Genomic DNA, 15,331 nt, shown 5'->3' with positions numbered 1-15,331 from the left:
GAGTCTGACAAATCCCCACAAAATGTATATAAAAAACAATAGTATAATAAAGAAATAATTGAACATTCATGGCGTTTGGTGATCAGATCTATCGCCAAAAAAAAATAATCACGGAAAACGCCATGAATGTAAAACACACATTATCAAAATATTTAACCCAAATCACTACAACTATGCACAAAGTTCGTCGACTAAGTTTGTTTGCCGCCATTGAAAGCACCATTAATGGCGGAGTACTTTCTGTTACCGGACTCAACAGAAAATCAGCAGAAAATACAGAAAATAGGACAGGCACAGCAGAAATGCATTGGTGATTGTGGTTTATGGTGCTAACGCTAGGTGTTTGTTACTCACTGTGTTGTTCAGTTGTGCCTGTCCTTTTCACTGGTTGCTGAATCGGTTCTGCTGCAGCTTAACTGCTCGGTGTTAGCGCTCAAACCCAGTGACGTTGTTTGCCCGATATCGCTGCGTCATTAAAAATAGGCTGCTTATTATTGTAGAACAGGCAGCCAAAAATGGCGATATTTCGACAAACAACGTTGGTCGTTAATAGCTAGCCGGCCCCTGCGGTCACTCCCTTCGGGAAAACGGGTTTTCCAGTATCCTCTTCAATACTCGCAGCGCGAGCCATCAGCCGTTCGCGGACGCTGCAGGCCACTTCCCATGAGGTATTAGGATCGCTACAGGGAACTGCAAACCAAACTTCCATACCAAAAACGTCTTGACCAGCAACATTGACACTCGAACCATCGAGGTCGGCGAGATTATCACCCATCGGAGAATCTTTCATTTCTGAGAGAATATCGTGAAAAGCATCGCGCAGGGCCTCTACGTCGGCCCGCGAGTCAAGCTTTAATTTCAAAAAACGCAGCATTTCAGGGTCTTCAAGCGTCCAGTTTGAAAAGGTTTGGGACACAAATTCCATGACCGGTACAATCAGGCGAGTACTGTCCCAGTTGCGTAATTGCACAAAGGTCATATTGATGCGCTCGACGTGGCAGACCTCTCCTTTGAACTCAACGCGATCTCCTACGCGAGCCGACTGAGTTAAAGCAATCTGCAAAGATGCCATGATATTGGCCAGTATATTGCGAGCGGCAAAACCCACAACAAGGGTGAGTGCCCCAGCCGAGGTTAGCAGCGTTAAGCCTAGATTACCTGCTAGGTCGGCAGAAGATAGCACTATTCCTGCACCAATAAAGAAAACGACAACTACCAATATCCGTCGTGCCGCGTTTAGCCGAGTCGCCAGCACTCGCGCCTCGACGCGCTTTGAAACAGTCAGGTCCACTTCTTCTCCAGGCGCAATTAAGCCATCGAGTAGCTCTTCGATGCCATTAACAATAAACAGCAGCAGCGCCACTACAAAGCCGATGGCAATAGAGGGCGCCAAAAAGATGTCGACCCGCCCTGAAAATACAAAGACATTTCCGGCAACCCACCAAACTAAGGTGGTAACACTGGCGATGATGAGCGGCGTGGACATAGCACGTAAAATACCTGTGGCGGTGCTCGAATCCACCCGCCGCCAAATTGCTTGAAGGAGCCGATGGACCAGCCAGCCCAGCGTTATCGACATTAGCAAAAGCAGCGGTAAACCAATTAGCTCCCACCACATCAGGCCGCCGATTGTCTTGGCGCGCATCGCCTGTGGCAGAGACATTTCAAAACGTGATGGGCCATAGAGGAGGTGCAGGGCAGGAACGTCTCGCAAGGTTTGCGAAGGGAAAATCCATACCGCTTGCGCGGCATTTGCGGGTTTAATTCGATTAAGTCGAATTTCAGCAGGTACTAAGTCAAGAGGCAAATCCTTGATTAGAAGCGACCGTCGTGATTCGCCTGCTTGGGCTTCGTTTTCCCCGCCTAGGGTTTGCAGAGCATCTGGCCTGTGCAGCAGAAGTGACCAGTCGAGCACGATCTTGCGAACAATAACTTCATAAAGCTGACGCGCCAGCTTTGGACCTTGCTGAGCCTGCAGTTGTGGGGCGATATCATTCAAATCAAGAACATGTGCCGCGGCGTCCCAATCGTCGTCGTTTGCTGCGCGTAAAAAGCTGGCCATTGCCGCGCGCGGCGTCCTGCGATCAATTCGGTCGGGCACCGGCGCTAAACCTGTATTTAAGACAGCTGTTTCAAAAACTGCTTCTTGCGCATGAGAGGGCACAGCAAGGGTAACGCCGAGAATAAACGACACGATAAGAACAGCATATCCCATAATGTGCCGCGCGCTAAAGCCGCAAGGATTTCTCGTAGAAGATAGAACGGTAGACAAAAATTTGTTCATTGGCAGTTAAGCCCTTGCTTCATGAAGGGTACTAAATATATAGACGCTATAGACGAACTATTCAACAAGCTATTGTATTTATAGAGATAGAATTGTAACTTGCCAGCGCATGCATAAATTGCTAATTGTGATAATGCCGAAAATAGGACAGGCACAGCAGAATTGCATTGGTGATTGTGGTTTATGGTGCTAACGCTAGGTGTTTGTTACTCACTGGTTTGTTCAGTTGTGCCTGTCCTTTTCACTGCTCATGCTTCAGAACAACGACTTCCGGCGGGAGGCTTTTGTGCAAATATTGAAGAACATAAAACGACGCCACTGCCATGGGCAACGCGATAAAAGCTAAGAATCTTATCAGCAAAGGTGATGAGTTAAGACGTCTCATAATGGCTGGTCTCCCTGGCTCGCATTCGTGTGTGGACTGCCTCTTCGTTACCGCTCCTTTAGTCATTATCGTCTTGCACAGCACTCAACAAACGCAATATGCGCTGCTTCTCAGATTTACTGGAAATAAAAGCCGCCGCATTAAGAACATTTTTTTTCTCTTCTTTATTTATCTTAGGCGAACGGATCACTTGCTCTAAAACTCTCGCAAGCTCGTAGCTTGATTGAATATTATCAGTAGCCGTTTTCAATAAGAAAGTAAGGTGCTCACTGAAAGCATCGCTTCGTACAAAGGCACTTAGAAAGTCCGCGTGATTGCTATCAGACTTAATATTTTCAGAAATTAGAAGTGTTGTTTCATACTCCTTATCAGTCAAAGAATAGTGGTTGACTAATTCACGGAGATACAGACTGCAGACCATATCGCTAACAACCTGATTAGTATCTGAAAGAGCCGCTGATGTGCCACTTTTTTCGACTATTTGACGTATTCTCTGGCGATAGTCATATCCGGTTTCTCTGAATATCGAGGGTAAAATTTGCTCCCACCAAGTTCGGCCGTAATCGCTGAAATCGCGCTCCACACCGTTTTCCATATAGCGGTATGTCAACTTGCCCTCTGCTGAACCGGAAAAAAGGGTAAGGTCACGCTGAAAACCGGCATCAGAAACAGTAACGACGGATATTTGGCTGTTCGACGGGAAGAATGTGATGGTATGAGTGGTGTAATCGACCAACATCTCATCGTCTAGTGAGATGTCCAGTTTTACCTGCATACCGTCAAGCTGATACTGCTTTTTTATCTCTCCGTTAATCGGTCCACTTAATTCTGAATCAATTAGTGACTTCACTATGCTATTTGCTGAACAACCAACAGAGCACATTGCAAACAATACCATCCAAATTATTAACCAGAGCTTTTTGCCTTCCATAGTTATCTCTTCCCCAAATAATACATCCACATAATTTGAACTTTACCACCCTAATTTTTAATAACTTATACCCTTTTGACCTGCTTTTCTACTTTTTTTTAACTTGTGCGTGTTTCGGTATCATCCGGCCACTGATTTCGGCATCATCCGGCCACCTGTTTCGGTATCGTCCGGCCAGTTTTTTCTTCCTTAAAAGAAAATAGGACAGGCACAGCAGAAATGGGCACAACAGAAATGCTGTGATTAATCGCGCCATCCATTACACATGTTGATGTGTTTATGCAGGGGCTAATGCGGCAAAGAATGGCGGCTAGGGGCGTTAAAGTGAAAAAGGGGTCGGAGCTAATTAGCTTTAAAGGGATGTTAATGATGGCGTTATGCTGCAGTAAAAAAGTTCAGGTATTGCAAATGAAACCGAGTAAGGCCACAAAAGCGGCCTTACTCGGTAAAAAGGTGGCTTAGGGCTGTAATTCTTGTTCGCTAAAGGTGTCAGCAAACAACGGGCTGGATAAATAACGCTCAGCAGCACTGGCCAATATAATTACAATGTTTTTACCGGCGTTTTCTGGTTTAGCTGCCTGGCGCTGTGCGGCTACTAATGCGGCGCCTGACGAAATACCCGCTAAAATGCCTTCTTCGCGCATTAAACGATGCGTAGCAGCAAAAGCCTCTTCACTGCTAACGGTTTCAACTTCGTCTATCAGGCTTAAATCGAGGTTGCCCGGAATAAAGCCGGCACCAATACCCTGAATTTTATGTGGCCCTGGCTTTAATTCTTTGCCTGCTTTAGCTTGGCTAATTACCGGCGATTCAGTTGGCTCTACCGCTACACTGTGCAGTGGCAGGTGCTTAATGTGCTTTAAATAACGGCTAACGCCGGTAATGGTGCCACCGGTGCCGACACCGGCAATAAAAATATCGACTTTACCGTCTAAATCGTTAAAAATTTCTGGGCCGGTAGTGTCAACGTGAATTTGTGGATTAGCCGGGTTTTCAAACTGTTGTAACAAAACATATCTGTTGGGATCTGATGCCAGTATTTCATGCGCTTTTTCAATTGCACCTTTCATACCTTTTGGGCCTTCGGTTAACACCAGAGTAGCGCCAAGTGCTTTTAACAGCTTGCGTCGTTCCATGCTCATGGTGGCCGGCATCGTCAGGGTAAGCTTATAGCCGCGGCTAGCCGCCACAAATGCCAGCGCTATGCCGGTATTACCTGAGGTGGGCTCAATAATTTCTTTTTCGCTGGTTAATAAGCCGCGTTTTTCGGCATCCCAAATAAGTGCTGAACCTAAGCGACACTTCACACTAAAGCTGGGGTTGCGCGCTTCAATTTTAGCGTACACATTAGCACCACCGGGCACGGTGCGGTTTAATTTGACCAAAGGGGTGCGACCGATAGACAATGTGTTGTCTGCAAATACGTTTGCCATATAAAGCTCCAAATACTAATAATTTGGTTATAAGAATACTCCAGCAGCATAAAAGGTGAAGTAGCGTTTGGCTATAACTTATATCATTTCACTTAAGCACAAATTTCAGCCCAAATTTCAGCTTAAAAGTGTAGCCTAAAGTGCAGCCTAAAGTGCAGCCTTAATTTTTTCCTAAATTTTAGCCCGAAGAGGATCAAGATGGCCTTTGAAAGTACTGACAATTATATTGTATCTACCGAACTGGCGCTGGCAGTAAATGCCGCGGTAATTCTGGAAAAGCCATTGCTGATTAAAGGCGAGCCGGGCACCGGTAAAACCCGCCTGGCTGAAGAGTTGGCAGCAAGCCTGGGTACCGAGCTTATTCAGTGGCACATTAAATCGACCACCAAGGCACAGCATGGCTTATATGAATATGACGCAGTATCGCGGCTGCGCGACAGTCAGCTGGGCAGTGACAAGGTACAAGACATTAATAATTATATTCGCCCAGGTAAGTTATGGCAGGCTTTTACTGCAGCAAAACGCCCGGTGTTGTTGATTGACGAAATTGACAAAGCGGATATTGAATTTCCAAACGATTTACTGCACGAGCTAGACAGAATGGCGTTTTACGTGCACGAAACCGGCGAGCAAATTAGTGCGGTAGAGCGGCCAATTGTCATTATTACCTCCAATAATGATAAAGAACTGCCGGACGCCTTTTTGCGTCGCTGTTTTTTTCATTATATTCGTTTTCCAGACGCCGACACCCTGCGCGCTATTGTAGCGGTGCATTACCCAAATATTCAGCAACAGTTACTTAGCACGGCACTGGAACTGTTTTTTGAGCTGCGTGAACTACCCGGTTTAAAGAAAAAACCGTCAACGTCAGAATTGTTAGATTGGCTGAAATTACTGCTAGCCGAAGATATTCCGGCTGAGGTGTTAACCGACAAGCAGCAAAAAGGCGGTTTAATGCCAATGTTTGGAGCGCTGCTGAAAAACGAGCAAGATGTGGCTCTGGTCGAGAAACTGGCGTTTTTGGCTAAACGGCAAGGCCGTTAAAACATGTTTTTACTACCTTTTGTAGATTTTGTTATGGTGTTAGCGAAGGATCTGAACCTTGTTTCGGTGAGGTTAACGCTGAGGTAACAGTGCCAACGAGTTGACCACAGCACTCGCTACGGCTGGTGCCTGCGCTCAGACACTCTGCGCCGACCAGAACAAGTGTTCTGGTCTACTCTTTAGTTAGTTAGTTAGATAGTTTAGTGAAAAACGCGACAGAATATGCTAATAGATTTCTTTTTTACCCTGCGTAAATACGGCTTAAAAACCAGCATTACCGAGCTGCTGGATTTACTCAATGCGTTAAAGCAGCAAGTAATTTTTGCCGATATTGACAATTTTTATCAGTTATCCAGGCTTTGTCTGGTAAAAGATGAAACGCAGTACGATAAATTTGACAGAGCCTTTGCGGATTATTTTGACGGGGTAGCCGAAGTGGATATTGCTGCCAGTATTCCGCCCGAATGGTTAGTGCCTGAAGTACTGCGTAAATTAACTGATGAAGATAAAGCCAAGCTGCACGCATTAGGGGGGGTAGACAAGCTGCTGCAAACCCTGCGCGAGCGCTTAGCTGAGCAACAAAAAAAACACGCCGGCGGCAATAAATGGATTGGCACCGGTGGTACTTCACCCTTTGGTGCTTTTGGTTTTAACCCCGAGGGCGTGCGAATTGGTCAGCAAGGTAGTGGTGCCCGCCGGGCTGTAAAAGTGTGGGACAAGCGTGAGTTTCAAGATTTAGATACCGATAGCGAATTAAATAACCGCAGCATTAAGCTGGCTTTAAAACAGCTACGCAAATTTGCCCGCAGTGGTGCAGAAACCGAACTGGATTTACATGGCACTATTCAGGCTACCTCTGAGCAAGCAGGTTGGCTGGATTTACGTTTTATGCGCGAGCGGCACAATGCCATAAAGTTGTTAGTGTTTTTCGATGTTGGTGGCTCAATGGACGATCATATTGAACAGTGTCAGCAATTGTTTGCCGCGGTAAAAACCGAATTTAAGCATTTAGCGTTTTTTTATTTTCACAACTGTATATATGAAGGGGTGTGGCGCGACAATAAGCGCCGTTACACTGAACAGGTAAAAATCGACGACATTATTCATACTTACGCCAGCGACTATAAGCTAATAATGGTAGGCGATGCCACCATGGGACCTTACGAAATTGACTATCCTGGCGGCAGTGTTGAGCATTATAACGAATTAGCGGGCAAAGTATGGCTGCAGCGCCTGCTCAGCCAGTACCCCAAAGCGGTGTGGCTAAACCCACAGCCGCTGCAGTGGTGGCATCACTATTACTCTATCGACATAATAGGCCAGTTAATGACAAAGCGGATGTATCCGTTAACCCTGGACGGTCTCGGCAGGGCGATTAAAACGCTTTTATAATGCTTTTTATTTACTCCCCGTGCCTTAATTAAGCAGGAAGTGCAGTATGTCGGTACCCTCACCCTTAAAGAGCCGATTGTGGCTGTGGTTACTCTGGCTAGCGGCTTTTTATGCGGTATGGCTGTATTTGGTGGTAGTAGCAGGCCATTGGCCTACTGCGGCAGCGCATTGGCCCATGGCCGTGGCGATGACGTTTGGTAGTTATGCGGCAGGTTCTACACCAATGGGCGGCGGTACGGTCGGTTTTCCGGTGCTGGTATTGTTGTTCGAACTGCCGGCCAGCCTGGGGCGGGATTTCAGTTTTGCTATTCAGTCTATTGGCATGACTAGCGCGGCCATTTTTATTCTGGCGCGGCGCCAGCCGCTGGCCTGGGCCATTTTAAAAGGGGCGATGCTAGGGGCATTGTTCGGTACACCGTTTGGTATATTTTTTATTGCCCCTTATATTCCCGAGCTTTGGATTAAGTTGGTGTTTGCCGTGGTGTGGGCCAGTTTTGGTTTATTGCATTTATGTCGCTTAACTGAAATTGCCAGCCACACCGGCATTACCGATTTTGACGAGGAGTGGGATTTTAAGCTGGGGCTTTGGATTGGGCTGCTGGCAGGCGCTACCGTGGCGGCTGTTACGGGTGTAGGTATTGATATGGTGTTGTATACCGCACTGGTATTGATATGCCGGGCTGATTTAAAAATAGCCATTCCTACTTCCGTGGTCATAATGGCTTTTACCTCAGTGCTTGGCGTGTTGGTTAAAACCGTCTCGGGCCAGGGGTTGGCGCCCGGTGTATTTGAAAACTGGCTGGCAGCCGCGCCGGTAGTGGCAATAGGTGCGCCGCTTGGCGTGTTTATTGTGGCTAAAATTGGCCGCAAACCAACCTTATTAGTGGTAGCCACGCTCTGTGTCGGGCAGTTTATCTGGACACTGTACTCTGAGCAGGCAAAGCTAGGGCTTAGCGGTATGCTATGGGCGTTATTGGCAGTTGGGGCTTGCCTGGCTGGCTTTGAGGTTTTACGACGCTGGGGCGCGGTTTTAGTAGGCGAGAAAACCGCCAATAATAAGAGAAGGTAGTTTTTAATTGATACAGGAGCAGTAATGTTTAGCATGTTAACCCAAATTGGCTTACCTATAGCGCTGATCCTGATCATGACCGGCGTTGGCCTTAGCTTACGCCCGGCCGACTTTTCCCGGGTATTTGCGGCCCCAAAAGGGTTTTTGCTTGGCGCCTTCGCTCAGTTAATAATACTGCCCATCAGCGCAATAGCGGTTATTGCACTCTTTAATTTACAGGCCGAACTGGCCATTGGCTTATTTATTTTGGCGCTGTGCCCGGGCGGCACTACCTCTAATTTATATAGCTACTTAAGCAAGGCTGATGTGGGTTTATCAGTATCGTTAACGGCAGTGGTGGGCTTTATTACGCCTTTTACTCTTCCCTTGCTTGCTGCCTGGGCTATTAGCTTTTACGGTGGTGTTGAAACTAACGTGCAGTTACCGATAGTACGCACCTGGTTAACCTTGATTATAGTAAGTGTGTTGCCGGTGCTGGCAGGTATGCTGCTACGCGCTAAATGGCCGGCCTTTGCCAAGACCGTTGAGCCAGCGATTAGCAAATTTTCAATTATGGTACTTATGTTACTTATAATTAGTATTGCTGCCAATTTAGGCGATGACTTGTGGCGCTATATTGCTAAAGCCGGCCCCGCCGCCTTACTGCTTAATCTGGTTACCATGCTAATGGGCTATTTTCTGGGTAAAACACTGCTTGGCCAAGAACGCCAGGCTCGTACTATTTGCTTAGAAGTGGGCTTACAAAACGGTACGTTAGCGCTGTTAATTACTACCGGTATTTTACAAAGCTCGGCCATGTCGATAGCGCCCAGTGTTTATAGCTTATTGATGTTTGTTAGCGCAACATTATTTGCGCTATGGGCCAGGCGCAGTGCGGTGTAGTTAGCGGAAAATAGCAAAACGGATACCTATCAAAGAAGCTGCATATGTTATTTGCAGAGCCTTTGATTTTCGTGCATCTAAAAAATTTTGATATTATAACTCAAAATACTATAACTCCAAATATTGCGGCCAACCCAGTAGCGGGTTGGTTAAGCCTTGTTTTCCTTCAAAGCTGTCAAGTTTTTCGGGCGAGGCATGTTGTTTTGCCAGTACCTGGTAATCTTTGGCAAAGTGTAACGTGCGTAATAGCGCCGGAATAAAATGCTGGCCTAAATCGGCACGAATAGCGTCAGCATTGGCCGTGGGTAATTCTGTCAACGTTACTTCGGTTTGCAACGCAAAAAAAGTAGCATTAAACCAGTGTGGTGACAGCGTAATGTTCAGCAGCCGTTTTTTTAAATCCTGACGTACTTTATCACCGCCGGTAAGCGCGCGATAAAACACCACTTCGGCTAACACTTCCTCTAAGCTAAAATGTTCAAACTCGTCAAAGTGGCTGCGGGCATAAAACTGCTGTTGCAGTAATTGCATGGCCTGGTTGCGCCGATGCTCTGTTAACGCGTATTGATAATGCTGCCAGCCGGGCCAGTCTTCGGCATCGGGCGGGCATGATAACTGCTGCAGTAATTGCTCATCTACTTCGCCATACAGTGACTTGCCAGCAGTGAGCTGGCTAACCGTGCTCAGCATATTCCAGCCTTTTTGAAAGGGCTTTACCAGGCCCTCTGGCGCCAGTAACAGGGTAAGCGCCCGTTGTTGATCTTTATCCGATAATTCCAGCAAGCCAAGGCTTACCACACCAATAATATCGTAAGCTGCTTGCTCCAGCAGGTGCATCTTGTGCTTGTTGTAAAATTTGTCGGCAAATTTTAGGCTCATTAACACGGCTTTGCTTTTAATTTGCCTCAGCTGCTCGCTGCTGAGTTGTTCTGTTGCCAGAGCATGGGTAATTACCTGGCTTAAGAACGGGCCAGTACTGCCATCGCGTACCATTAACTGCATCTAACCTATCCTTATTATTCTTATTATCCTGTTTTTAGGCATAAAGCGTGTTACAGGCAAGGGTTACTCGAGAAAACTAAACATATCATCCACTTCGGCAAATTCATCTGTTGCCTGGTTTTTCTCTTTCGCCTGCATCACCAGTTCGGTAGCAAACTTATTAATAATACCTTCCCAGCCAGAATTTTCATTGCGAATAAGCGCTTTTATGGCCTGTTCTACCTGGGGTGTTAGTTGGCGAATAAGTGCCAGTAAGCTGCGTGGGTCGTCTATCCCTAAACCATGGGCATCTTCATTTAATTGCCGTTCGGTGTAACGTACGGCCTCTTCTAAATCTTCATCTTCGTCGTGTTGCATATCATTGAAACCATCATCATCAATAATGGCTTCACCACGGTAAAGCTCAATAAAAGGGATAGATAAATAAAATAATCCGGCAGGATCTTCTGCTACACACTCTAAAATTGCAGCTTGTTTGTCTTCACTGTCTTGGGTACGAATAAGGTAGGTTAAAAAATTAAAGGTGTGTTGCTGTAACTCATCAGCATTATTTTTAATTTTTTCTTCCCAGTACAAGGGCTGCTGGCAAACGATATCGCGAATGCGCTCCGGGCTCATCAGCTCTGAAATAATCGATGGAAAAGAAATGTCATGCTGGCTGTTCATTTGAGTTAGGGTAACAATATCAATATTTTCAATTACTTCAACCAACTGCTCATCGCTCATGGTGTTGGCAATAAGCTCAAATTTTTTACTGGCCTGTTTCGGTTCTATCATGGCCAATTCTTTAATTTCAGCAACCGCCAGGGCAATTAAATTCGTCATTCCGGTTTCTCTCTGTTAAAGCGAACATCGTCGTATTGATTATCGTAACCAGGCTCGTCGTCATCAGCATTGTCGTTGTTATGGTCATCTTGGTCATACACGTCGTGTTGCTCGTCTACGTGTTCGTCATCGTTTTCGTGATCTTGCTCAGGGTCATTGTCTGCGCTAGCACCTTTGCCCGTGCGGTTAATGTTGTCACCGAATTCCATTAAAAATAACACTGCGCAGGCTTCAATCAGCAGTGGTTCAGAGTAAGCCCGTACGGCTTTAACCAATTCTACGTCGGCATTATTAAAGGCCACCGCAATTTTAAATTCGTCCCAGCTAGGGGCGGTGGCACTGTCGAGCCACTGTTGCCATTTTAACGTGGCCGTGGGTGGAAACTTTACCCGGCCATAGAGTGCCACGGGTAAATATTCAGGCAGTGCCTGCAACATATCAGGATCGCGCAACAAAACCGTTTTCATTTTAGCGGTAAATTGTTCCAGCGCTTTCGGGGTTTCCGGATCCAGGTAAGATTCAATATTGTCTTTAGCGTCAGTTTGCAACGCGCGAATGCGTGATAAATTTAGTTTTGTAGCCATCAGGTGGTCCCGATCCTATCGTAATTATCAGAAAGTGTTAAATAGCCATAACCAAAGGTAGCTAAAACAGCAGCATATTAATAGTACTGATCCCACAACTCCTGCATGGCAGCAGCCGGATCAGTAACAATGACATTGTTAAAGTCTTTCACAAAAGCCGATTTTTGCTTCGGATCAGCCAGCACATCATAGGCTTGTTTAACCCGTTGTAACTGGCTGGCAGCCTGCTCTTTCTCATTATCGCTCAAGCCCAGCAGTTTGTCTGGGTGGTAGCGGTTCGATAAGCGTTTATAGGCTTTTTTAATATCGTCATCGCTGGCGTTGGTTTTAACCCCAAGTACCCGAAAATGGTTAATCATAAAGGTCCTGCAACGTGGTTATTAGGGCTGGATAAACCAGCGTGGGTCAAGATTAAGTTGAAACAATAGCGGCGAAAACTGTTCAAAATTTATAGCATTAGCAGAACATTGAATATTATTTTTATACTGGCTTTTCCATGGATCATTCACCAAATACACCTTATTGCCCGCTACGGCTACCCCCTCAATAGAGGTATTGTGCAGCTTTTCAAACGGCGGGCAGTTGTTAGCATCACCTGATGGCGCATAAAAATGTAATTGCTGCACAAAAGGCTTTTGCTGCTGGCTAATATCAATAATCCATAACTGGTTATCATTGCGCGCTGCGGCCACTAAGTAGCCCGGATGGCCCGGTTTGGGATGAGCAAGATAATCCAGACCATTAATAGGATGATTATTGGCATCAGGCACTGGCAGGTTAAAGCCGCTGTCATTAACCGCAATAAAGTCTTCACTATGCCAGAAATCAGCGGTATAGGGCACCGTAAAAATCATCGGTGCATTGGCCTGATTTTTCTCCAGCGCCAAATAAAGATTTGAATTGTTGTCAATCGCCAGGCCTTCAATGCCGTCATTGGCAAAATTGCCTACCTTGGCGTGGGCAGGAAACTGTACTGGTCGTACTGCCACAATTTCTGCTGTGCTTAGCGCTTTATCAATTTTAATGTTAACCAACAGCGTAGGGTATGCCGTGGAATGCGTTGCGTTATAGCGGGAAGCACATTCGCCTTTAAGCTGAAAACCTGAAGAGTCTTCGGTTACCGTTATTAATGTGGTGTCGTCTTGCCTGTCCCAGGTTAATGACTCCCAATCGGGGTAGCTAGTTAACAGTTCACTAAAACAGCTATTTGTTAAGGCTGGCGCCACGGTTATTGTTATGGCGGGGGCAATAACGTTACCATTTGCCGGGTTAATTCTAAGTAATACATTGCGCATTGGCAGTGCGGCACTGTTATCGCCAATATGAATAAGCTCGCCATGGCGCAAAGTTAAGCCAGAGCTTTGTGGGTCAAGCAGGTGTTGCTGGCGGTTGTCAGTTAGCCATTGGCCACTAACATGTAACTCGCTGAATGGGTCCACAATAGCCTGGCTGTTATCTGCCATGCTTAGGCTGCTGGCGAGCAGTAAGCTTGCAATGATCATACTTTAGCTCTGAATAACAACGCAGTTTAGTTTAGGGTGGTTATTGTGCCAGTAACTGCTAACAATGCAACGTTACTGTGCAGTTTGAGACGGTGATATACCAATAAATAAAGGCCACAGGGTTGTGGCCTTTCGTGTTGAGGGGTGAATATTAAAGTTTAATTATTAAGTGTTACTTTTTAAGTGATAAGTGAGTGACAAGCTGCCTAAATAGTATCAATAACCTTGCGAGTGAACGTCGCGCACCGCCCGCCCGGACGGATCGGTCATTTCGGCCATTTTAGCATCCCAGGCCAGTGCTTCAGGTGTTGAACACGCAACCGACTTACCCCCTGGCACACAGGCAATTGCCCCGGCATGCGGGAAATGCTCTTCAAAAATAACCCGATAGTAGTAGGCTTCTTTACTGTCTGGGGTATTAACCGGAAAGCGGAAGCTGGCGGTGGCCATTTGCTGATCGCTAACCTCTTTGCCGGCATGCGCTTTTAAACTGTCAATCCAGTTGTAGCCTACGCCGTCAGAAAATTGTTCTTTTTGGCGCCATAGAATTTCGTTGGGTAGCAAGCCATCAAACGCCTGGCGTAAAATGTGTTTCTCCATTTTACCGCCACCGCACATTTTCGCTTGTGGGTTTAAGCGCATGGCAACGTCCATAAAGGTTTTATCTAAAAATGGCACGCGAGCTTCAATACCCCAGGCCGACATCGCCTTGTTTGCGCGGTTACAGTCAAACATATGCAGGCGTTCCAGCTTACGCAGGGTTTCTTGATGAAATTCCTGGGCATTGGGCGCTTTATGAAAATATAAATAACCACCAAACAGCTCGTCAGCACCTTCGCCTGATAACACCATTTTAATGCCGGTGGCTTTAATTTTGCGGGCCATCAGGTACATTGGAGTAGACGCCCGAATAGTCGTAACGTCATAAGTTTCTAAAAAGTAAATTACATCGCGAAGCGCATCTAAGGCTTCTTGCACGGTAAAGTGCACGGTGTGGTGCACGGTGCCTATAGCATCAGCAACTTTTTGCGCGGCAATTAAATCGGGCGAGCCAGGTAACCCCACCGCGAACGAATGCAAGCGTGGCCACCAGGCTTCGGTTTGGTCGTTATCTTCTACCCGGCGCTTAGCATATTGCTGGGCAATGGCCGAGATTAGTGATGAATCGAGGCCACCAGATAACAATACGCCATAAGGTACGTCTGACATTAAATGCGTTTTAACACTGTGTTCTAGCGCGGCTTTTAGTTCAGTTTCACTGGCCGGGTTGTCTTTAACGGCGTCATAGCTTTGCCAGTCGCGCTGATAATAGCGCCGTAACTCACCAATTTTGCTATCAAAATAGTGGCCCGGTGGGAACTCTTTAATTTGTTTGCACACCGGCACCAGTGCTTTTAACTCTGAAGCGACAAACAGCTGGCCGTTTTCATCATAGCCATAGTACAGCGGAATTATGCCGATGTGATCGCGCGCTATCAGATAGCGGCTTTGCTCGGCATCATACAAAATAAAAGCGAACATGCCCTGTAACTGATCAATAAAGTCGGCGCCATGCTCTAAATACAGTGGCAAAATCACCTCGCAATCAGACTTGGTTTTAAACGGGTAGGGCGTGGTAAGCGCTTTTTCGAGTTGTTTATGATTGTAGATCTCACCGTTCACTGCCAGAATGTGCTGTCGATTATCATTAATCAGGGGTTGAGCACCGTTTTCAGTATCAACAATAGCCAAGCGCTCATGCACCAGAATGGCATTATCGTCATTCCAAATGCCAGACCAGTCCGGGCCCCGATGGCGTAATAACTTAGATAACTGCAGCGCCTGTTGGCGCAACGCTTTAACATCAGTTGTGATGTCAAGCACCCCAAATATCGAACACATGATAACCTCTATTAATTAATTCGAACAAACACATCATTATCCAATGGATTTCGAAAGACGACGGATAAATTTTGGCAGTATGTACGTCTAAACGTACCTTACGAATGTGCCATGCCA

The 15,331-nt window shown here is 46.3% G+C and carries 14 protein-coding genes; 5 read left to right on the top strand and 9 right to left on the bottom strand.

Going from position 1 to position 15,331, the window contains the following annotated elements; translation table 11 throughout:
* Positions 1-68 precede the first annotated feature (68 nt).
* A complete protein-coding gene (locus VT06_RS18835) occupies positions 69-314 on the top strand; it encodes a hypothetical protein (RefSeq protein WP_046553825.1) in 246 nt (81 codons plus the stop codon).
* Between the two features lie 239 nt (positions 315-553).
* Here the strand turns inward: VT06_RS18835 and VT06_RS08280 are convergent, their stop codons facing one another.
* From VT06_RS08280 to cysK, 3 genes are all read right to left on the bottom strand, one after another.
* Positions 554-2,284 (bottom strand): mechanosensitive ion channel family protein, encoded by a 1,731-nt coding sequence (locus VT06_RS08280; protein WP_082122476.1) that lies wholly within the window; start codon positions 2,282-2,284, stop codon positions 554-556.
* 443 nt (positions 2,285-2,727) lie between these two features.
* Positions 2,728-3,600, bottom strand: coding sequence for a hypothetical protein (locus tag VT06_RS08270; RefSeq protein WP_152658996.1), 873 nt, complete (start codon positions 3,598-3,600; stop codon positions 2,728-2,730).
* Between the two features lie 458 nt (positions 3,601-4,058).
* Entirely contained in the window at positions 4,059-5,033 is a 975-nt protein-coding gene (gene cysK / locus VT06_RS08265) for a cysteine synthase A (RefSeq protein WP_046553822.1), read from the bottom strand.
* A gap of 198 nt (positions 5,034-5,231) precedes the next feature.
* On the opposite strand from cysK, the gene VT06_RS08260 reads away from it, so the two are divergent.
* The 4 genes from VT06_RS08260 (at position 5,232) to VT06_RS08245 (ending at position 9,420) form a co-directional block, all read left to right on the top strand.
* The gene (locus VT06_RS08260; RefSeq protein ID WP_046553821.1) at positions 5,232-6,077 is read left to right on the top strand and encodes a MoxR family ATPase; all 846 of its coding nucleotides are present in this window, start codon (positions 5,232-5,234) and stop codon (positions 6,075-6,077) included.
* A 222-nt stretch (positions 6,078-6,299) separates the two neighbouring features.
* Positions 6,300-7,469 carry a VWA domain-containing protein gene (locus VT06_RS08255; protein WP_046553820.1) on the top strand — a complete coding sequence of 390 codons (1,170 nt, stop codon included), beginning with the start codon at positions 6,300-6,302 and terminating at the stop codon, positions 7,467-7,469.
* 46 nt (positions 7,470-7,515) lie between these two features.
* Positions 7,516-8,538, top strand: a complete 1,023-nt coding sequence (locus VT06_RS08250) for a sulfite exporter TauE/SafE family protein (protein ID WP_046553819.1) — start codon at positions 7,516-7,518, stop codon at positions 8,536-8,538.
* 24 nt (positions 8,539-8,562) lie between these two features.
* Positions 8,563-9,420, top strand: coding sequence for a bile acid:sodium symporter family protein (locus VT06_RS08245; RefSeq protein WP_046553818.1), 858 nt, complete (start codon positions 8,563-8,565; stop codon positions 9,418-9,420).
* Positions 9,421-9,528: 108 nt separating this feature from the next.
* Here the strand turns inward: VT06_RS08245 and VT06_RS08240 are convergent, their stop codons facing one another.
* The 6 genes from VT06_RS08240 to asnB form a co-directional block, all read right to left on the bottom strand.
* Entirely contained in the window at positions 9,529-10,422 is an 894-nt protein-coding gene (locus tag VT06_RS08240) for a hypothetical protein (RefSeq protein ID WP_046553817.1), read from the bottom strand.
* A 63-nt stretch (positions 10,423-10,485) separates the two neighbouring features.
* On the bottom strand, positions 10,486-11,247 hold the full coding sequence (locus tag VT06_RS08235) for a hypothetical protein (protein WP_046553816.1): 762 nt from the start codon (positions 11,245-11,247) through the stop codon (positions 10,486-10,488).
* The gene (locus VT06_RS08230) at positions 11,244-11,831 is read right to left on the bottom strand and encodes a hypothetical protein (protein ID WP_046553815.1); all 588 of its coding nucleotides are present in this window, start codon (positions 11,829-11,831) and stop codon (positions 11,244-11,246) included. The genes VT06_RS08235 and VT06_RS08230 overlap by 4 nt, the downstream gene beginning before the upstream one ends.
* Positions 11,832-11,908: 77 nt before the next feature.
* The gene (locus tag VT06_RS08225) at positions 11,909-12,190 is read right to left on the bottom strand and encodes a J domain-containing protein (RefSeq protein WP_046553814.1); all 282 of its coding nucleotides are present in this window, start codon (positions 12,188-12,190) and stop codon (positions 11,909-11,911) included.
* A 21-nt stretch (positions 12,191-12,211) separates the two neighbouring features.
* Positions 12,212-13,333, bottom strand: a complete 1,122-nt coding sequence (locus VT06_RS08220) for a hypothetical protein (protein WP_046553813.1) — start codon at positions 13,331-13,333, stop codon at positions 12,212-12,214.
* Between the two features lie 216 nt (positions 13,334-13,549).
* Positions 13,550-15,214: an asparagine synthase B gene (gene asnB, locus VT06_RS08215; protein WP_046553812.1), complete on the bottom strand. Its 1,665-nt coding sequence runs from the start codon at positions 15,212-15,214 to the stop codon at positions 13,550-13,552.
* Positions 15,215-15,331 lie beyond the last annotated feature (117 nt).

The organism is Arsukibacterium sp. MJ3 (assembly GCF_000987765.1).
In the GTDB taxonomy this organism is placed as follows: Bacteria; Pseudomonadota; Gammaproteobacteria; order Enterobacterales; family Alteromonadaceae; genus Alishewanella.
The sequence above is the reverse complement of the archived record's forward strand: the minus strand, read 5'-3'. Positions and strand labels throughout refer to the sequence as shown.